This is a genomic window from Aquimarina sp. EL_43 (assembly GCF_943422735.1).
GTDB classification, from domain to species: Bacteria; Bacteroidota; Bacteroidia; order Flavobacteriales; family Flavobacteriaceae; genus Aquimarina; species Aquimarina megaterium.
In genome coordinates this window covers 3,157,866-3,179,551 of sequence record NZ_CALSBR010000001.1, presented here as the reverse complement: position 1 = coordinate 3,179,551, position 21,686 = coordinate 3,157,866, and the positions used below count along the sequence as shown (strand labels likewise).

The following is a 21,686-nucleotide window of genomic DNA, read 5'->3' as shown; positions in this document are numbered from 1 at the left end:
ATTAACGCTTTAATACAAGGAAACCAGTTTGTTTTTTTAAGTTATGAGAACCTTCTATTTTGATATTGAAGAAGTATGTCCCCTCGGGTAATTTATCTCCTCCCAAACTTCTCTTTCGATTGGCAATTCCTCTAAAAACTCGTGAAGTATTATTATATCCTTCAACTTCAAAAACTATATCTCCCCATCGATTATATATCGATACTTTATTATTTGGGTAATTCTCAATGTTATAAATCTCCCAATATTCATTAATCCCATCACCATCTGGTGAAAAACCATATCGTGTTTGATCTTCTTCTTGTGCTTCTACATAAACTGTGACTGTATCTTCTTCGATACATCCTTGATCACTGGTAAAAACAACAGTATAGGTTGTTGTTTGATTTGGATTTGCTATTGGGTTTGCAATATCTGTATTGCTAAGACCTGTTGAGGGTGTCCAAACAAATCTTCCATTACCAGAAGCAGTCGCATTTAATTGTACCTCCTGCCCTTCTGTAATCTCTTCATCTTCTCCTGCTTCTATAGTACATATTACAAGGTCGTCATTATCTTCTATAATAATATCTTGCGTTGTAGTTGTTCCTAAAGTAATACCTGTAGACGGATTGCTAATCGTTAATGTTGCCGTTTCTGCACCTTCTACAGCAGTATCATCAACAATAGTAAAAGTCACTGTACCTGTGGTCATCCCATCAGGAATAGTAATCGTACTATTACTTAAGGTAAAATCTGAAGGTGTAATTCCTGTTCCTGCAGCAGCGATATCAATAGTTTGAGCGCCTACAACAGTTATCGAAGAAGTAGCGATGACCGTTATTACTGTCCCTGCTGCTTCTGTACCTGTATTTGCTGAAACTGAAAGATTTACCGTAGGGATAGGTGCTGAATCATTATCCGTAATAACAATATCTTGCGTTGTAGTCCTTCCTAGAGTAATACCTGTAGATGGATTTCTAATCGTTAATGTTGCTGTTTCTGTACTTTCTACATCAGTATCATCTACAATAGTAAAAATCACTGTACCAATGGTCATCCCATCAGGAATAGTAATCGTACTATTACTTAAGGTAAAATCTGAAGGTGTAATTCCTACTCCTGCGGCATCAATATCAATAGTTTGATCGCCTACAACAGCTATCGAAGAAGTAGCTGTAACTGTTATTACTGTCCCTGCAGCTTCTGTACCTGTATTTGCTGAAACTGAAAGATTTACTGTAGGGATAGATTCTGAATCATTATCTGTAATAACAATATCTTGCGTTGTAGTCCTTCCTAAGGTAATACCTGTAGATGGGTTGCTAATCGTTAATGTTGCTGTTTCTATGCCTTCTATAACAGTATCATCAACAATAGTAAAAATCACTGTACCCATGGTCATCCCATCAGGAATAGTAATCGTACTATTACTTAAGATAAAATCTGAGGATGTAATTTCTGCTCCTGCGGCAGCAATATCAATAGTTTGATCGCCTACAACAGCTATCGAAGAAGTAGCTGTAACTGTTATTACTGTCCCTGCAGCTTCTGTACCTGTATTTGCTGAAACAGAAAGATTTACCGTAGGAATAGGTGCCGTATCATTATCGGTAATAACAACATCTTGCGTTGTAGTTATTCCCAGGGTAATACCTGCAGATGGATTGCTAATCGCTAATGTTGCCGTTTCTGTGACTTCTACAACAGTATCATCAACAATAGTAAAAGTCACTGTACCTGTGGTCATCCCATCAGGAATAGTAATCGTACTATTACTTAAGATAAAATCTGAAGGTGTAATCCCTGTTCCTGCGGCAGCAATATCAATAGTTTGATCGCCTACAACAGCTATCGAAGAAGTAGCTGTAACTGTTATTACTGTCCCTGCAGCTTCTGTACCTGTATTTGCTGAAACAGAAAGATTTACCGTAGGAATAGGTGCCGTATCATTATCGGTAATAACAACATCTTGCGTTGTAGTTATTCCCAGGGTAATACCTGCAGATGGATTACTAATCGCTAATGTTGCCGTTTCTGTGACTTCTACAACAGTATCATCAACAATAGTAAAAGTCACTGTACCTGTGGTCATCCCATCAGGAATAGTAATCGTACTATTACTTAAGATAAAATCTGAAGGTGTAATCCCTGTTCCTGCGGCACCGATATCAATAGTTTGATCACCTACAACGGCTATCGAAGAAGTAGCGGTGACCGTTATTACTGTTCCTGCAGCTTCTGTACCTGTATTTGCTGAAACGGAAAGATTTACTGTAGGAGTAAGAGTAGGAGTTCTTACTTCAAAACTACATTGAGTTTCTTTTCCGCTATTATCAGTTACCGTTATGGTAACTGTTGTATCTGCTGTAAATAGGGTTCCAGCAACTGGATCCTGGGTAATCTCTAGATTGGTATCACAATCATCGGTAGCATCAACATCACCCGTATAATCAGGTAACGGAGATCCTGAACTTAAAGTTTGATTACCAGGACAAGTTGTAATCTGTGGTGCATTAATGTCAGGAATGTCTTGACCAAAAATAACAAATATGGTTGGAGCTGGAGCATCTACATCAAAATTATTCATAATATCGTATTTACCAATAATGATATCATCAATCATATCCCCATTTACATCTCCTGCATGACTTACTGAAATATTTCTTCCACTTCCGAGATCTAACCTTATAGGCAACACTGAAACCGAAGGAGAAGTAAGCGTTATTGTAGACTCCCAATTGTTTTTTCCATAAAGTACATATGCCGAATTCCTAGGGTTTAAGATAAGATCATCTATCCCATCATTATTAAAATCTCCTGCGTATTCTGTATTTACACTTCTAACACTACTATCAAAAGAAAACCCATCAGTTCCGTCAAGAGTACTAAGGTCAACTATTGGGGGTAGTGTTTCCCCTCCAAAAACCACAAATTCATTTCCAAATACTACATCTTGAAATCTGTCACCATTAATACTTCCTGCTTTTGCGACATGCGAAGACAAAGTTCCAGCTGGATATTCTACTGTAAATCCATTGGTTCCATCAATAGTTGTAACATCAAATATTGCAGGAAAAGGATCACTTCTTTTACTACCATAGATTACATAATTTCTACTTGCAATACCACCCACAGCAATATCATTAATACCATCTCCATTAACATCTCCAACCCCAGAAAGATCAATTCTTCCCCATGTCCCTCCAGAATCTCTAATAGTAAATCCATTACTCCCATCTAATTCATTTACTCTTATTGTAACAGGAAACCTAGATCTTCTTGCTCCATAGACAACAAAACTATTAGCAATCGGGAGAAAAGAAGAACCAGCAGAAATGATCGCAATATCATCTATATCATCGTCATTAACATCGCCAATATTATCAACAACAACCCCTGCATTTTCACTACTCCCCACGCCTATAATTGTAAACCCATTAACCCCATCTAAAGAAGAAATATTAAACTCTCTAGAAAAACCATCTCTGCTTCCGAATATAACATGTGTATATCCTAGCTCAAAACCCAAAGTAGTATTCCTGTATGGATCACTCACCATTACATCATCAACTCCATCACCATTAATATCTCCCGCACTACTAACTGATGCCCCTGTGGTTGGATGACCTCCTGTAAACGGAGTATCATTTCGAATAATAAATCCATTAGAACCATCTAAAAGTGCTAAATCTATATTAGGAGGAAAGCCTCTATCTGTACCAAAAACAACATATGCCGAACCATCATCAATAATTCGTTCATTTCCATACGCACCAACAAATGGAACCACAATTCCTGTTGTACCTATTATAAAATCTTGTATCCCATCTCCATTAACATCTCCTGCAGTATCTACATCAAGTTTTTCTCCACCACCACTACGTCCCATTGCTTTTTCACCATAGAGCAATATGCCATTATCTCCATTGAGATGGCTTACAGGAAAAGAAGATGTATTACACTCTATGGTTGACGTTTCTGTTTTTATTGTCACTCTAAAACTACAAGAATTGGTATTTCCTGATCTATCGGTTACAGAAACGGTAACATTTGTATCTGTATTTATAATAGTTCCCTGAGGTGGGGTTTGAGTAAAAACAAGATCTCGTTCATATGTGCAATTATCTCTTGTATCTCCGAGAAAAGAAACATAATTAGGTAAAACAGAATTCGCATACAATTCTTGATTAGATGGACAATTAATTGTTGGTAACTCTGCATCAACAAGATCAAAAGTTTCTCCATAGAAAACATAAGCTCTACCACTATTTGTTCCAAAACTGGAACTCTTTATTGCTCCAATTACAAAATCGGGAGTCATATCACCATTAAAATCCTCTATCATACTAACCGAATGGCCAAAACGATATCTCCCAAATCTAGTATCTTCAAATACAGAATATCCTATGCTTCCTATAATATCAAAAGCTTCTATAGCATCAGAACCTGTAGTTGTTCCTCCAAATACTATAAAAGCTCCCCCTTGGGACCCCGCTCCTCCACTAGTGGCAGAAACAATGATATCTGAAACTCCATCATCATTAATATCTGATGCGCCATCTACTGAAAATCCAAGATTATCTCTGGGATCATCTCCTCTTAAGGTCAAACTATTAGTATTGTTTAAATCTGAAATTCTAAATAAAGAAGGAAAAGAACTACTACCATAAATAACATAAGCTTCTCCAATATCTGTTGCATCACCTACATCTTTTCTAGGGTCACCTATTATGAAATCGTCTGGTCCATTATTTTCGTTAAAATCTCCTGCCGGCCCTACAGAAAAACCTAAAGCCCCTCCTGTTCCTTCTCCAACAATAGAAAAACCATCAGCAGTACTTAAGCTCTCCAGATCAATCACTGCTGGAAAATTATTTAACTCTTCTCTTCCATAAATTACGCAAACTCGACCAACATCATTACCTCCTACTTCGTAATTTGGAAACCCCATAATAATATCATCGAATGTATCATTATTGATATCTCCAACATTACTTACGCTAGCTTGTAACCCTGCTTCAGCTTGTAAAAAACCATTTATCACAAAACCAGTATCTCCATCAAGTGAAGATACATTCATATCGGATATAGAAGAATCTCCAAAAATCACATAGGTTCTACCATTATTTCTAAACCCTGGAGTGTCATACCCAGGAGAGCTTACAATTATATCTGACACCCCATCATCATTAAGATCTCCTGCATAACTTACAGAGTATCCAAAATTTGTCCCCATACTTTCTTCAATAATAACACCATCAGTAGGATCAATACCAGAGACAGTGTATAAAGCAGAAAAACCAATACCTTCATCTTTACCAAAAAGAACTATTACTTTTCCCCCACCAACTGAAGAACTAGGAACACCAACTATAATATCATCAAAAGTATCCCCATTAAAATCTCCTGCTGCACTCACGGAAAAACCTAACCGATTATCTATATCTATTCCTTCTATAACAAAACCATTATCCCCGTCTAACATAGAAATATCAAATGGTGTTGAAGACACTCCAGAACCACCAAAAATAACATAAGCATTACCTTTTTGAGTACCAGAACCATCATAAGGTGCTCCTATAATAATATCAGATACTCCGTCTCCATTAATATCTCCTGCATCTTTGACAGAATTTCCAAAAAAATTCTGTGAGTCTATTCCTTCTGTAAAAAAACCATTAGTACCATCTAAAATAGATATTGGTACTTCTGGACATCCTTGGCTATAGGACATAAAGGCATTTCCCAATATCATTAAACACAAGGTAAACACTTTTATACTAAACTCTAATTTTCTTGTAAACTGAATCCTACTATTTCTCATTTTTGAAAAAAATTGTTTACCACAAAACTATATTTCTCCTTAGTTTTAAAACCCACCATAAAAAGGGTTTTACCACATACAAATACCCCCCTGTTTTCAGGGTAATTATTTTCACCAGAAAAGGTGTGTTTCTCAGCAATTGTATCACTCATCTTTGTACTGTGATTTTTGGTCTTCAAAACATGTATCAAAAAAACAGATATAAGAAGTCATATATAAAATCACAAAAAAATAAATACTAACCCTTTAAAACTAAAAATTATGACTTGGGGAATCACATTAATTCTATTAAGTATTATAGCAGTACCATCACTATTGTTATCTAAAAAACCAAACGCAAAAGAACTTTTAGAAAAAATCGAACCGTATCAAGGTTGGATCGGACTTGTATTTTGTTTCTGGGGAGTATGGGGAATCATTTCTTCAATCCTTGGTATAGGCTGGCTTGCATCATTCCCAGTTCGATGGGTAACTTTTTTGGCAGGAAATATTGTTTCGGCAGTACTAGGATTCATGTTAGGTTTTGGTATGATTAATAAACTTGTACTATCTAAAAATGAAGCGGCCAAAGAGAAAGCCAACCAACTAAGAGCAAAATTAGCACCAAAACAAGGCAAGCTAGGAATCCTTGGTTTAATTGTAGGTGCTGCTATGATCGTATTATCATTTTTGCCTTACTAATATTAACACCTCTATAAAACTTGTTTTTATAGTACTTACAACAGTAACAACTGCCATTTAGCAGAAAAAATCCGAAACATCATGATCATATTTGGAACAGGTTCTTCAACTATTCATCCCAAAAAATTAGAAGGAGGAAGTTGCCCATATTGTAATACAGAAAACAATATGTGGATACAAGGATATAGAAAATATTTTCATGTGTTTTGGATACCGTTCTTTCCTATCGGAAAAAAAGTATACTCGGTTTGCGGTCATTGTAAAGGAGCTTTTGAAGAAAGAGAATTTCAGAATCAGCAATTGACACAGAGTTTTAACGATTTTAAAAACAATCACATAAAAACTCCATGGTATCACTTTACAGGACTTACAATTCTGGTTATGCTTATTGCATTACTTACTGTACTGCCATATTTGACAAAATAAAAACCACGTAGAATCATATAATTTTTTAAAATGAAAAAACTCGTTTTTATAATACTCCTCTTAACAGTTACATCGGTTATTTCGCAAGAAAATATTACAACCTTAACTATTGTAGGAGAGGCGAAAAAGCAAATAGAAATCGATAGCTATTCCCTAACAATTTCATTAAGACAAATTGTTGCAAACGGAAATCTAAATTTTGAGCTCGCAAGTTTGTCTCAAATTACTCAAAACTATAAAGACAAGCTAAAAACCATAGGAGTTGACTTTGGTAAGTTTCAAAAGAATGTTCTCCTTCAGTTGTATACATCTTATTCTGAAGCACATGATGTTTCATATTATAATTATGCAACAACTTCTGAAGAAGAGATGATCAAAATCATCAAACAGAAGATGAATGGCTTAACAATCGTACAGGTTGAAGCAGTCGCCAAAGAAAAAAACAATACAGAATGGTCTGCTTTAACACTTGCCGCTATTGAAGATGCAAAAGTGAAAGCAAAAAAAAACTGCCGATCACCTCAACAAAAAATTGGGACGTATTGTAAAAGTCGAAAATTCTGATTCGAGAACACAATACATAAATATGTATAAACCAGAAGAAATTCAAAAACATCTTGTAACTGTAACTTTTACACTAGAATAATAAAAGTGTATATCAATAAATTAATTAACACATAAAATCAAAAAAATGAAATCAAAAATTTTAATCTTAGTTGTTATTCTTGCTTTTGGAAGCAATCTAAATGTCCAAGCTCAAAAATTAAAAAAGTTTGGTAGTTCTATCGAAAAAAAGATAGGTCCCAAAACCATAAAAGTGCCTTATACAGATGTTGTGTCTTATATGGGGTATGCTTCACCTGGTAATGAAGATGAAGTAAAAGACGGTAAGAAATTCTATTACATTTATGTATGGATTCCTGCTGTTGCTCCAGAAATCGGAGTAAGAATGATGTCTCCTGTAGGGAAAACCAAAATCAAAAAAGCAACAAAATCTGCAGCATACACAGAAAACGCAAAATCAACAGATTATTTTGACACCTATATTACCCTAGAACGTTCTGATATAACCAGTAAAGATAATATTAGTGAAGGTGCTGTAAAAAGTGCTAACTGGGTTACTCTAGATCGTAATGATGATAGCAGTGAAATGCCTAAGCAGCCAAGTGGAAGTGGTTATAACTCTCTATTAAGATATAAAAGTGAAGCAAGTGATCCTCTTAAAGCACTAACTGTTGGATTGTATCGTATCGGTTTTACGACATACAAAACTGGTGAAGTAAAAGGTACTTTCTTGGCAGAGGTAGCCGCTCCTATCAAATTACCAGGAGTAGTAATGGCTAAAACTATCGAAGACTTAAAAAAAGGGCTATAAAACATAAATTGGAATAGTAGCTCCTACGGTTATTCCTATGTTTTTTCCTCCAAAAAATATGGGAATAACCTCTTTTCTAAATGTCTTCTCTCTAAACCACCATTTTTAAGATGCAAGAAAACGATAAACAAAATTCTAAAGAAGAAAAAAATCTTCTTGATGATATCCTGGCAAATGCACTTTCTTCTACAAAAAAATATGAAGAAACAAATGCCGGCCTCGAAACCAAGCGATGTAAAAGCTGTGGCGCAGCTAGACCCGAAGACACAGATCTTAAATACTGTGATTTCTGTGGAGACCAATTCTATTAAAAAATAATAATCCTTTAAAAGTATGTCATTTAATGAAACACAAAATAGATGGGATGGATTCCTTAAGAAAATCGAAGATCGATTCGAGGAGATATTAGAAAAAACAGAAGCTGCATTACCTCTATTATTTAAAGCAACTGATTTTGAAACTACTACATTTCATAATGCCTGGCAAGGAATTTATTCTCAAGCTAATGAACTTATCTGGAAAATTGATAGCACATGGGAAGATAAAGTCGAAGAAACCTTTGAAGATGCAGGAGCAGAATTTGGTTCCAAAAAATTTATACGAGAAAGAGATAAAGGGTACCTAACCAAATTTAAACTCGAACAAAAACTAAAATCATACGAAGTGAAAATTTTTGCAGATGCTGCAAAAAAATTATTACAAGAAGTAAAAGACACTTTGTCCAAAGATTTTTGTTGTACCCAATGTCAAGCTAAACTACCGGTAAAAGATAATTTTTTCAGATCCTATTACAGTACTTGCGAATATTGCCAAACAGTAAATACATTCGAACCAGGAACTAAAGCCAGAAATATCGAGCATTTCGCTATCCATGCTCTTGGAGAAGAAGCTGCATTACAGCACTATCTGCAATATGAAGAACTTAAGTTTCAAAATTACATACAAGATTCTGAAACATATACCAAAGAGGAATTAACACCTCTATATCAAAAATATGTAGAAACCTACTTAAAGAAGAGAATCGAAATTATACCCGATTATAAAGACCGGTATGAAAAAGATCTTAAGGCTAAAACTGCATTCTTAACTAACTATTAGTAATCCTAAAAGAAAAAAATATGTCAAATTCATTTAGAAGTCAACTTCGTTCGGTAATCGAATGGCAAAACCCAAAACCCGAAACTCTTTTTGAAAAATGGACAGAAAACGGGGACGAGATTAAAAATGCTTCAAAATTGATCGTAGGGCCCGGACAAGGATGTCTTTTTGTATACGAGGGCAAAGTAGAAGGCGTTTTTGAAGAAGAAGGGCTTTACGATCTTAAAACAGGGAATATTCCTTTTTGGACGACCATTAAGAATATCATGTATACCTTTGAGTCTGCTCATAAAGTAGGTATTTTCTTCTATAGAAAAGCAGAAATGCAAAATATACGTTGGGGAACCCCCTCTCCTATCACCTATAAAGACCCTGTTTATAATTTTCCTGTTGGATTAGGTGCATTTGGTAATTTTTCTTTCAAAATCACTAAACCAGTTGATTTTTTTACCAATGTTATTGCGGGTGACGACTACTATCCCGTAAAAGCGATACAAAAAGTTATTCTATCCAGAATTACCCAACCTATCAGTGATTTCCTTGCTAACGCTTCATTTAGTTATGTAGAAATTGATAAACACCGTAATGAGATTGCAGCATTCTCTCAGAGTTCGAGTGCACAAATCTTTGATGAGTTAGGTTTTGAACTCCTTGATTTTAGGATAGAAGGAACCAGTTTTGATGAAGAAACCAAAACAAGAATTGGTCGAATCGCTGATATGAGTGCCGAAGCACAGGCAATGAAAGAACTTGGAGTAAGCTACCAGGATTACCAACAACTCGAGGCCTTAAAAAATATGGCAAAAAATGAAGGCGGTGGTAATATCGGTATGCAAATGGGTGCTGGTCTGGGAATGGGTCAAATGCTGGGAAATATGATGAATAATCAGGGACAGCAGTCTACACCTCAACAAAATACTCCTCCCCAACCTCAATCACAACCTCAAAACGATGATCCGGTACAGAAATTAGAAAAACTAAAGAAAATGTTTGATGCTGGCTTAATCGACGAACAGGAATACAAACAAAAGAAACAGGAAATATTATCTCAATTCTAAAAATAAAAATCAATCTTTAAAATTATACCGTATGAGTACAGTTAATGAATTATATCAAGACGTTTCAGGAAAACAAAAAGACGAATACAGAGACTACCTAGCGATTCTTGATCGCATGGATTGGCACAGCTATGACTACACGACATGGCCATGTGCAGATCTTTCTTTTCAGGATCTTGAAGAAGGTGACGATTATGATGTGTGGCCATTTAAACCTAACTTAAATGAACCACATTGGGTAGATCTAAATAACCAATTTAAATCTGGTATCAGAAGATATGGATATGTAAATAAACTCGAAATGCCAGAGCAGGTTCGTGAACTTTCTCACGAGGATGCTACCGATATCCTTAATGATATTAAAAACCTAAAAGATAGTAACCTTTCAGAATTTAATGATCAGATTCATGAATATGGATTCTCTGATGAAAATCATTTTTTATGGGGGATAGCTTTACTAAACTCTGCTGAAGAAAAAGCATACGACGATGCCGATAATTTTCTAAAAGAGCAAAAAGCTAAACTAGATGCCCAGATGGATGCCCATATAGAAGCAGCAGAAGCTGGTGGATTATTAGATCCTATAAATGGAATTGATATGGAAACCTGGGCGGCTGCTAATGCAAAAATAGCCGGAGGCATGGATCTAGAAGAAGTACTTAAAGTTGTAGGAACAGAAAAACCAATCTGGGATGAAGTATCTGCAGAATGGACAGCAAGAATGTCTCAGGACACAACTTTTGCAATTTCTAAGGTATATGGTGATGCTTTTATGAATTCGAACATTGGCAAATTTGCCAATGCAGAAAGCAATCAAGAATCTGAAGCTGGCTCTTCTGCAGGTAAAAATGATATCTATGAAGATTTCGAGCTTTATGTTAAAGTTATGTGTCATCAAAATATGGGAGCGGCTCAAGGAAAAGATGCTGCTTCAATCTTACAAGAATACGGACTTACAGTTACCGACTGGAGTTCTGTAGGTATGCATTGGACTCCAAAAATGGCTACAGATACTCGTATGGCATTAAAAATGGGAGAATTAATGGAAAAATATAATGCAGAATTTGCTTCGGCAAAGGCAGGAGACGACATCGATTTTTAAATCCAATAACATTTTATGTATAGATGGCCTGGGATTCATCTGCAACCCAATTACACTACATTGCAAATTTGATGAAATCAGGTCATCTTGTTTAAAAAAATAAAAAAGAATCATGGAAAATAACATCAAACAATTCGGAATACATATTAAAAGTAAAGATAGATATCTATCATTTGCAACCATTAACAATACCAGTTTTCCAGAGTTTAGACATCTTAACAAGGTTCCGTCTGTACTAAGAGAAAATGATCAAATAGAGATTATTGTATATCTTCAAAATTTTGAAAGTGGATCTCTTGTGGCTCAAGCTAGAAAACTAGCATTAGGAGGGTTTAATGAAGATATAAATTTTGGCATAGAGCCTTTAGAAAAAGAAAATATGTATAAACTGACTACCGATTCAACAATACCTGATGGTAGTTTCTTGTTTATTTCGACAGGGTGGAATGAAATCTTAGCCGTTTTCCTTGGAGACAGTGAAAAAGAAGCCATCACTTTCTTTTCTGACACTACCCTAAGACCTGCATACGCTGCTGTTCCTGATCTAGAAGATACGATTAAAGCTTTTCCTAATTCTCAGGAATTAATAGATCTATTACCAAAATGGAAAGAAATTAAACAATTAGAACGGCAGGAATTAGAATATAAATATGTCGAAGAAGCGTGGCAAAAATATCAGGAAACTGAAAAAATTTCACTAAAAATAAGATATCTTAAAGATATGCAAATGGCACTTAACGGTTTTCTTGCTAATCATCCCGAAAGTAATAAATCTGAAGAATGCAGAGAAAGACAAATCGAAATTGATACCAAACTTCCTGAATTTGAAAAAATGATATAATATCACGATAATTTATAAAAGATAGTTTAAAAAAATATAACCTCAAAACCTATACCTCTCATCTTTATACTGTGAGTTTTAGGTTTCAAAACAGGGATCAAAAAAATAAGTATTCACACCTTAAAACTAAAAACTATGGCTGGAGGAATCACATTGATTTTATTAAGCATTATAGTAATAGCGCCATCATTATTGCTATCAAAAACACCAAAGGCAAAAGAATTTTTAGAAAAAATTGAACCGTTGCCAAGCTTGATCAGACTTATAATCGGAATCATATTCTGCTTCTGGGGTGTATGGGGAGTCATTTCGGCAACTTTAAATCTAGAATGGATTACAACATTTCCTATCTGGTGGATCACTATATTAGTTGGGAATATTATGGAAGCCCTATTAGGTTTCATGTTGGTTTTCCGTTCAATTAATAAGTTTTTCTTATCCAAAAATAGAGCTACAAAGGAAAAAGCAAATCAATTAAGAGAAAAGTCAGCATCAAAACAAGGTAAGTTAGGAGTTTTAGGAATCATTATTGGTTGCTGGCAGATTGTGGCCTCTTTCTTATTCTTTATATAGTAAGAATATAGAAATAATTGAATTCAGGTTTCTATATTTCTTCTGGTATTGCAAAAAAGTATGCTTGGTTTGTGGTTTTTGTAAAAAGGACTTTTGAAAAAAGAGAATGAAAGGATTAACAATCATACGAATTGCAACAATAGACAAAGAAAAACAGATAGAAATAGAGAACAAGTAAACCCTCTTATAGAGCCAACAAGATCAAACTATCTTGTTAAAATTGAAAACAATTTTATACTTATCGATAGTAATATAATTAAATGTAAATAAGATATTTAATCCTAATAATAAATTCTCATATTTTGCAACTAGATTATAAATTATCACAACACTAATCTATAGAAAAAATGCTATGCAATTAAACATCACTACATCGATCCAAAAACAACTTAAAGAAATCATAGATCAGGCTATTGCATCAGGTAAAATTAATCCCGAAGAACTACGAATGATTATCATTTCGCCTACTACGAACTTTGATGTACTTAAAGTAACTTATAACAATGATTGGGATGAATATTATTATGGTACCGGATATAGTAGTGATGCTGCAGATATTGGTACAATTTCAATATCAGAATGGTTAGACATTGCAGATAAAGCTTTTGAGAAAAGAGAGAAATTAGACATTTCTTTTATTGATCAGGCAACTGAACAGGATAAAAAATATACAAAAATAAAGCCTGCGCTTACTTTTAATCATATATCTGACCAATTATATAAGAACTACTTAATATGTTTACGAGAAGAATTGATTTCTCAAATTGAAAATGCTATAAAAAAAGTAGCTACTTCTTATACCCAAAAAGATTTCAAACATGTTGTGGGTTTTGTGACACACAAACTCACTTTTAAACAGGACGGTAATGTAAGAATATTAGCTTTTAACCATCCAAATGGTTCTGGTCCTTTTTATAATGTGATGCTTACCTTACCTCAATCAAAATTAACTTATCCCTACTTAAAGTTTTATAACACTGGTTTTTATTTGTTTTATCCAGAAAGTAATATCTATGAAGGGCCTGAAGAAGAAAGTAATATATACACCTATGATATCAAAAACATCGAGTATAGCTTTATACAATCTAAAGAAAGAGAAAAGGCTACCTTTAGATTAACCGATGAATTCGAAGATTGGAAACTAGATGGGGGTCATATCGAAGAAGAAGAAGGTGATTTATCAGAAGAAGCTTTTTTTAATGCCTTTGATGAATTCATGGCACAGTTTCCGGATAAAATAATAGATCCTTCGCAAGTTCCCGATCCTATCAATAACGAATCCAATTTTACGAAATGGTTAAATACTATACAGGAACATAATCTGGATATCTCATATAAAGCAGAAGAAAAACTTTATAATTATGGTGAAAAAGCTTTCAGAAAAACACTAGAACTTTTACCTGATACCAATAAAAACTATTCTAATCTGCAAAAATTCTTAACAGCCAGGTTATTTTCTGAAGGACGGTATGAAGAATCGACAGCAATCCTTAAATCTATAAAACAATTATCAGATCATTATAAAGTACATCTACTAGAGAACTTATATTTCCTTAATCGCAAAGAAGAATTTGATGAGTGTTATGATTCTATAGAAAATAAAAGAGCAAAAAAAGATGCATTATTGCCAAAATGGTTATTTGATATTCGATTATATCAAGACCAGAAAGATGAGCTTAATAGGTTGAAAGATGAGCTCATTTCTTTTATGTCAGAAAACAAAGGGTATTCTTCGGCAAACAGAGCAGCGATAGCATTAACCCGTTTATATACAATTCTTGAAGAAAAAGAAAGTGCATTATATTGTTTTCAGAATATTTCCTTTTCTAGTGATACCCATAATACACTATTCAAAAAAGAGTTTACAGATTCTCCATATATGCTTCAAGCGTATGATAATTACTTAGCAAAAAAGAAAGAAAAAGAAGATTTTAAATCCAAAGTAAAAATCTCTTCTCTTGTTATCCCAGAAAAAGATAAACAAGCAATACAAAAAGTACCTTATAAAGATTGTTATTACCTAACTCATAAAATTGAAGATGTTAATCTAAATTGGGCTGTACCTATTAGCAAAAATCAATTCATCGCAGTAAATGGTGATAAAGAACTTTTTACAGCAGAAATTACAGATACTCATGTGTTAGTAAAACATAGTATCATCGAGTTAGATAAGAAAAAAAGATACCACTATTCTTACCATAATGAAGTAGTATATATATCAGATCATGATAGAGGAATCGTAAGATATCAAATCCAGGGAAATTCTATTATCCCAATAGAAGGTAGCATCAGAAATACTAAAAAAGTGCCAAAATATGGTAATCTCAATATTTCAGATGGTCATTTATATGTTTGTAATAATGAATATCTTGAAATCTTTGATCTTTCTAATCCCGATGCAGACCCAATTTCTTCAGATGTATTTATAGAAAGTGGGTATAGTCTTCATATTAACGATAACCTGCTAGTTGTGGGTGCTGGTGCTGGCTTAGTTCTACTACTAGATATCCAAGATAAAAGTAATCCCACATATTTATCCAGTATTATAGAAGATAAGACACCTGGTAATATGCACGTAGAGTTTTTTGAACATTATATGGTCTCCCGATCTGTAATAGATATAAGTAACCCTGCTGACCCGAAATTTGTTTGTTATAACTGGGATGACCTTGCTCCTATTTATTATTTTTCAGAAAAACCTAATATTCCCTTATGCAGTACTGGTAATGATTTTCTATTTACTACACTTCACAAACATGATGATGGTGAGATTACTCTGGTTAATTGGTTAGAAAGTCTAAACAAGGAGAATTCATATAACGAACGATTAACCTATAACATGGCAACAATGTATGATGAAGATATTGTTATAGGTTTTACTCAGTATGATATCTGTATTTTAGAAAAAGACAAAAACCTTACTCAAAAGAAACAGGAATTTGATGTTCAGGATATATTAGAAAATATGGCTATTGAGTGTTTCGAACATTTGATAGAACATCATCCCGATTTTAATATTGGAAAAGTAATTCTGGAACACAGGCCTGATTATGGAGCGATATCACTTTCTTTTCAGGAATGCTCAAGTCCTGCAATAGTATCTGGTTTTCATGAGGGATCTGAACTTCCTATGGTCTATTCTGAATTTAACATTTATCCATATTTCTCTGATACTTTGGATATTAATTTTGATCCTCAGATCATGAAAATAAATTATGATCTAAATCGTGTTATGGATAAAATTATCTCGAATGATAGCTTTAACACAATGACTTCAAAACACGTTTCGATACTTGTAAATAACAAATCCAGATATTTAGAATTCCCCGATCATAATTGGAATCCTTATCGCAAAATCAGTGCGTCACAAGATCCTAAGACTGTTAGAGATATTATACTTAGTAGTAATGATAATCTGATTAAACAATTAGAAAACAGAATGGTTAATGAAGAAAGTGTTTTTGAAGAATTACTACAACTAATTAATCCAAAAAAGCCAAAAGATAACGCTAAAAACCTTCTCGCCTCTTCAGACAACAACAAAATAACATCGACGTATATTCACGGACCAGTTTTTGAGCCAAAACAAAAAGAAAATGATTCTTCGACTGCTATTCAAAGATTAAAAGCTCAGGCCCTTCAAATCATTACTTCTCATCCCGACAGAAAAATTGTTAAAAATATCATGTTGAATGGTGCAAAATACAGTATTCCAAAACCTGTATTAGAAAAAACACCAGATGTTCTGAATATAAAAGAAGGATACATATCAATCCTGGTGAATAACAGATATGGTCTATGGGAGGAGTTTTCTGAAGATCCCGAAATTAAAACATTCTTATTAGATATTTTTGATGCACTAGATAATGAATCTTTAAGAGCAAGGTTGGCTTATCGCTATAAAATATATTCTCATAAATCTATCTACAATTATATCAAAAAATTGTTAACCGACACGTATGATATTCTTGATTATTATAACTATATCGGTGATAGCCATAGAAGTATAATAAACATCTCTAAACTCCCCTTGGCTGCAATAAGGCCATTTGAAAAGGATCTATTAGAAATTTTTGAGCAATTTGAATCTGACACTGATATAAAACAAAATCATCGTATAAAAAATATGATTGTTCCCGTATGTGATATGCTTATTAAATTAGGGCACGAAAAATTTCCAGAGGAATTGATTTCTAGAGCAAATTCTGTTAAACAATATAATGAGAAATATGATGACGATCTTTTTGGAGATGATGACTATGAAAGCGAAGAAACATTCTTGTTACAGTTATATCGAAAACAACAGGTTAAACGCATACTACAAAGTTTTGAATCTGAAGAAGAAAAACCTATTTGGGATAATACCATAGAACCCGAGCCTTATAAAAAATCATGGTATACTACTATAGATGTATTATTTGAACAGGGAGAGCACATTTATGGAGAGGATTTTAAGAATATGTTCATCCAAAAACTATCGAGAAACATCGCCAAAGATGAAAATTATGATCATGACAGGTTATTAGCTTTCAACTTCATTCATTACACCTACAAGCATATCCAGAAAAGACCAGAACTGGCAAGTATGGCCGAAATCATTGTCGAAGCTATCGCTGGTAACAAAGACAAATTCTCTGAAGAAATTGATTTATACAACATCAAAGAAAAAAGTAAGTTCGCACTGCTTCAGGCTGCCTGGAATGATTTAAAGAATAAAGACCTCGAATTGGCAGAGAAAAAAGGAGATGCTATTCTAAAAATAGATCCAGAATTTGGCCAGGTGTATTTCTTAAAAGCACGCCTACTTTGGTTAAAAGAGGGAATTCCTACATATCTCGAAAAACAAGAGGAGTATATCAAAAAAGCGTCTCATGATGCTGCAACACTCGCACGGTTATATAATCTTACAGGTTGTGCATTAGATGTTGAAAAACGCTATGAAGAAGCATTACCTTATTTTAAAAACGCTGCGCTAACCGCCACCAATGAACCTATGTACCTCGCCAATATTGCAGAGATATATTATAAACTTAAAAACCCAAAAGAAGCCTTAAACTATGTACAAAAAGCTAAACAAAATGGACATTCTTCAGAAATGTTGGATGAGGTCTCTACCAATAAAGGAATAATCAATGATTTAGAAGAAGGCAGTAACAGCTAGTTTTTAACTGCCTTTTCCTTCTTCATTTTCTTTAAGAAATCTTTCCAAATACTAATTGATATTTATTCATTATTTTTATATCAAAGAAATCGAAAACAATATTCAAAATGAATATTTAATACACAAAATGTCCCTTGTGTTTTTGTGGTATCAAACATCTTGCTTTTTATCCTATTGTTTTACAACCACAAATAACTAACTCTAGATTGTTGATTGTATACAGATAGATGACCTTAATACAGCAAAGTTAATCGATTAGGTTAATGATTCTGTTGTAATGTATTCTAACAGTTTTTTTATGATAAATCTTAATTGAAACCATAAAATAAACACATGAAAAATTTAAAAATTCTTTTTCTATTACTTATTTACATCATAGTTGCAATAGGGTGTTCTAGTGATGATGATCAAGTTCATATTACTGTAAAAAATTTTGAAGTCACCATAGATGATCACCCCATAGAAGGACAAGAATTGGGTTTTATACAAGCTGTAGCAGATAATGGAGAAACCATAAAGTATAGTCTTAAAAGCGAAGATCCCTATGGTTCTTTTACCATAGATGTTATTACAGGAAAACTTACTGTTAATAACCCTATATTATATAATTATGAATACAGAACAAAACTTACAGGTATTGTATCCGTAAATAATGTAGCAGAAGCGAGTATAACGATAACACTAAGAAATATTGAAAATATTGTTTTTGCAGATCCTAATTTTAAAAATGCATTAGTAGGAGGCTTGTTTGGTATCGATAAAAATAAGGATGGAGAAATAAGTTATAAAGAAGCAGAATCTTCAGAAACTTTAGTATTAAGAGGGAGTCAAATTTCTAATGTATCTGAGATTGAATATTTTACCGCTTTAACTCATTTATCGATTTATGGTAATCAACTTACCAGTCTAGATTTAAGTAAAAACACCAAATTAGTGTCTCTGGATTGCCGTAACAATCAACTTACCAGTTTAGATCTAAGTAATAATGCAGCTCTAGCCTACTTAGATTTTGGAAGTAATCAAATCACATCTATAGATTTAAGTAAACATAAAGCGTTGATTAGGGTAGAATGTTCAGGTAATCAATTGGCAAATTTAGACCTTAGAAGTAATAAGGATTTAGTTTATCTTAACTGCGCATCCAATCAATTGACAGATTTACATCTAAGTAATACTATAGCTTTAACCTACTTAAATTGTTCAGGGAATCAACTCACTAATATAGATATCGACAATAGCACAAATTTAGATGAACTTTATTGTCAAAATAATCGACTTATCAATTTGGATTTAAGTACCAATACCGCTATAGAATGGCTTTATTGCTCTAACAATCGACTTACTGGTTTAATTCTGGGTAATAACACGGTATTGACTTCACTAGAGTGTGAAAATAATCAACTTACTAATTTAGACTTAAGCAATACTACTGCTCTAAAATGGTTAAAATGCAATGATAATCAACTTACTACCTTAGATCTTAGTAGTAATATTGCTTTGATTGAACTCTACTGTAACAATAATCAGCTTACCAATCTAAATGTGAATAATAACATAATATTAGATTGGCTGATTTGTGGTAACAACCAACTTACCAGTCTTGATCTAAGCAATAATCCCGATTTAAAACGGCTCGATTGTACAGATAACCAACTTAACAATCTGGATCTAAGTAACATTATTAATCTACATATACTTAAATGTAATAATAACACAATAAACAGCCTGGATCTAAAAAAACATACTGCTTTAGGTTTTCTTGAGTGTCGTAATAATACATTAACCAGCTTGGATTTGAGTGAAAATCGTGTTTTATCACAACTATACTGTTCTGGTAATGCATTGACTTCTCTAAATTTAAAAAATGGACGTAGTGCTTCTATAAATGAAGTAGATATCTCTAATAATCCTTCTCTTAATTGCGTTGATGTAGATGACCCTAATGCTGCAAATCTTACCAATTGGATAAAAGATCCTGCGACCACATTTTCTGATAATTGTTTATAATAAAAACAATTCATCACTATTTACCAGGCATTCATCACAAAGTTCAGATTTGACTTCATCATTGTATAAAAATTTAACTAAAATTGAATCAAATATAATATGAAGTAAATGTTTTGAGAAAGCATGTTTCAAATATCATAATTGTATACTTTTTGATCTTATTGTTATTATAATCACAGTAATCCAAAAAAGTTTCAAGTTTCATGATAATCAAATCAACATTTACAGCCCACTAAATAAAAAGATGAAAATGAAATTAAAAATTATTCTTACCTTAATATTAATAACCTTTGCGCTAAATGTAAATGCGCAATTTCCAAAAATTAAGAAACCGAAAACATCAAAAATTCTTAAAAAAAAACCTGGTAAAGCTACCAATTCATCTAAAACTTCAACAAAAAATGTTTCATTGGATCAAAATGTGTCCGGCACAGATCCAAAAACTTTAAAAATTGAAAAATCAACAGTAGAAAAAATAGATATTTTAAAATCTATTTTTATTTCTAATGAAAATGTTAAGAAACATACGAAAGAAGAAATAAAGGATGCATTATTTGCATTAGATCAAAAATTAACCACTCTCAATAATTTTTATTCAGATAGCAAGAGGATTCCAGAATTCACAACAGAGTATGATAAATACAAAAAATTGGTCGATGATGAAATTGCTCTTAGAGATGGTGGAAATAAATCTTTATGGCATTTAGAAAGAATTAGTAATAGTGTAGACAGAATAAAAAAGGGGTCATTAGAATTCCCTAATTACAAAGAATATGAGGCGCATAAAGAAGCTTATCAAAACATGGGGATTTCTGATCCTAAAGCAGAAGCTGACATCTCTAATGTGGATAACTACTTTGAAAATACATTAACAAATGAAATAGCTCCTAAGTACAAAAAATATGTAATAGAGAAGTTAGCGTATAAATCATTTAATGATGATGAGTGGAAAATGAGGCCTAAAACAGCTATACAAGTAGTAGATAAAACTTTAAAATTATTTAAGGACGATGCCGATATATATCAAGGAGTAAAGGATAAATCATGGGTGGATGATATCAAAAATATGCTCATAACACAAAAACAAAAGTTGAACACCTATATAGATAGTGGCGAATACGATCGTTATTTTGAGCAGTACAGACAGCGTATAATAGACTCTTTTAGAATGGAAACCCCTGGATACAATAATGCTAATTTAATAGCAACTATTAAACAGAAACACCATAATACTTCTAAATATGGAACAATTCAACGTGTTGTTTTGTATAGTAATTGGATTGTAGAAAAAAATGCCTTGGGAGTTCCTTTAGAGAAAAGGATTACCGTACAAGTTGCTACTAAAGCAAAGGATGGTACTTGTCAAGTATATGAAGGAAAATTATTTCGTACTTATGAAGGAGGTGGAAAATATGGAAGCACTAGATATAATAGTTATATTCATATATCTGAAATAAATTGTAAAAACATTAATAAATAAATTGGTCTCTAAATCCTTAAGTTTTTTTGTAAGAAATAAAAAAAACTTATAAGAAAACAATTATTTGCTTAGACCCAT

14 protein-coding genes are annotated in these 21,686 nt (G+C 33.2%); 13 read left to right on the top strand and 1 reads right to left on the bottom strand.

Features of this window, described 5'->3' with window-relative positions; genetic code table 11:
- Position 1 precedes the first annotated feature (1 nt).
- On the bottom strand, positions 2-5,806 hold the full coding sequence (locus NNL09_RS13465) for a gliding motility-associated C-terminal domain-containing protein (protein WP_196909557.1): 5,805 nt from the start codon (positions 5,804-5,806) through the stop codon (positions 2-4).
- Positions 5,807-6,067: 261 nt separating this feature from the next.
- Between NNL09_RS13465 and NNL09_RS13460 the strand changes: the two genes are divergently transcribed.
- The 13 genes from NNL09_RS13460 (at position 6,068) to NNL09_RS13400 (ending at position 21,608) form a co-directional block, all read left to right on the top strand.
- Positions 6,068-6,487 (top strand): hypothetical protein, encoded by a 420-nt coding sequence (locus tag NNL09_RS13460; protein ID WP_025666648.1) that lies wholly within the window; start codon positions 6,068-6,070, stop codon positions 6,485-6,487.
- 81 nt (positions 6,488-6,568) lie between these two features.
- On the top strand, positions 6,569-6,913 hold the full coding sequence (locus NNL09_RS13455; protein WP_025666647.1) for a zinc-ribbon domain-containing protein: 345 nt from the start codon (positions 6,569-6,571) through the stop codon (positions 6,911-6,913).
- A gap of 30 nt (positions 6,914-6,943) precedes the next feature.
- The gene (locus tag NNL09_RS13450) at positions 6,944-7,477 is read left to right on the top strand and encodes a hypothetical protein (RefSeq protein WP_254514253.1); all 534 of its coding nucleotides are present in this window, start codon (positions 6,944-6,946) and stop codon (positions 7,475-7,477) included.
- 127 nt (positions 7,478-7,604) lie between these two features.
- Complete coding sequence (locus NNL09_RS13445) at positions 7,605-8,288, top strand: Lipl32 family lipoprotein (RefSeq protein WP_025666645.1); 684 nt, start codon at positions 7,605-7,607, stop codon at positions 8,286-8,288.
- 110 nt (positions 8,289-8,398) lie between these two features.
- Positions 8,399-8,599: a hypothetical protein gene (locus NNL09_RS13440; RefSeq protein WP_196909555.1), complete on the top strand. Its 201-nt coding sequence runs from the start codon at positions 8,399-8,401 to the stop codon at positions 8,597-8,599.
- A gap of 22 nt (positions 8,600-8,621) precedes the next feature.
- A complete protein-coding gene (locus tag NNL09_RS13435) occupies positions 8,622-9,386 on the top strand; it encodes a hypothetical protein (RefSeq protein WP_025666643.1) in 765 nt (254 codons plus the stop codon).
- Between the two features lie 20 nt (positions 9,387-9,406).
- Positions 9,407-10,444, top strand: coding sequence for an SPFH domain-containing protein (locus NNL09_RS13430; protein WP_196909554.1), 1,038 nt, complete (start codon positions 9,407-9,409; stop codon positions 10,442-10,444).
- A gap of 31 nt (positions 10,445-10,475) precedes the next feature.
- Positions 10,476-11,546 carry a DUF6620 family protein gene (locus NNL09_RS13425; RefSeq protein WP_025666641.1) on the top strand — a complete coding sequence of 357 codons (1,071 nt, stop codon included), beginning with the start codon at positions 10,476-10,478 and terminating at the stop codon, positions 11,544-11,546.
- Positions 11,547-11,658: 112 nt separating this feature from the next.
- Positions 11,659-12,387 (top strand): hypothetical protein, encoded by a 729-nt coding sequence (locus NNL09_RS13420; RefSeq protein ID WP_196909553.1) that lies wholly within the window; start codon positions 11,659-11,661, stop codon positions 12,385-12,387.
- A 135-nt stretch (positions 12,388-12,522) separates the two neighbouring features.
- On the top strand, positions 12,523-12,960 hold the full coding sequence (locus NNL09_RS13415; RefSeq protein ID WP_025666639.1) for a hypothetical protein: 438 nt from the start codon (positions 12,523-12,525) through the stop codon (positions 12,958-12,960).
- Positions 12,961-13,312: 352 nt separating this feature from the next.
- Positions 13,313-18,121 carry a hypothetical protein gene (locus NNL09_RS13410; RefSeq protein WP_196909552.1) on the top strand — a complete coding sequence of 1,603 codons (4,809 nt, stop codon included), beginning with the start codon at positions 13,313-13,315 and terminating at the stop codon, positions 18,119-18,121.
- A 333-nt stretch (positions 18,122-18,454) separates the two neighbouring features.
- Positions 18,455-20,128, top strand: a complete 1,674-nt coding sequence (locus NNL09_RS13405) for a leucine-rich repeat domain-containing protein (protein WP_196909551.1) — start codon at positions 18,455-18,457, stop codon at positions 20,126-20,128.
- Between the two features lie 250 nt (positions 20,129-20,378).
- On the top strand, positions 20,379-21,608 hold the full coding sequence (locus tag NNL09_RS13400; RefSeq protein ID WP_196909550.1) for a hypothetical protein: 1,230 nt from the start codon (positions 20,379-20,381) through the stop codon (positions 21,606-21,608).
- Positions 21,609-21,686: the final 78 nt, after the last annotated feature.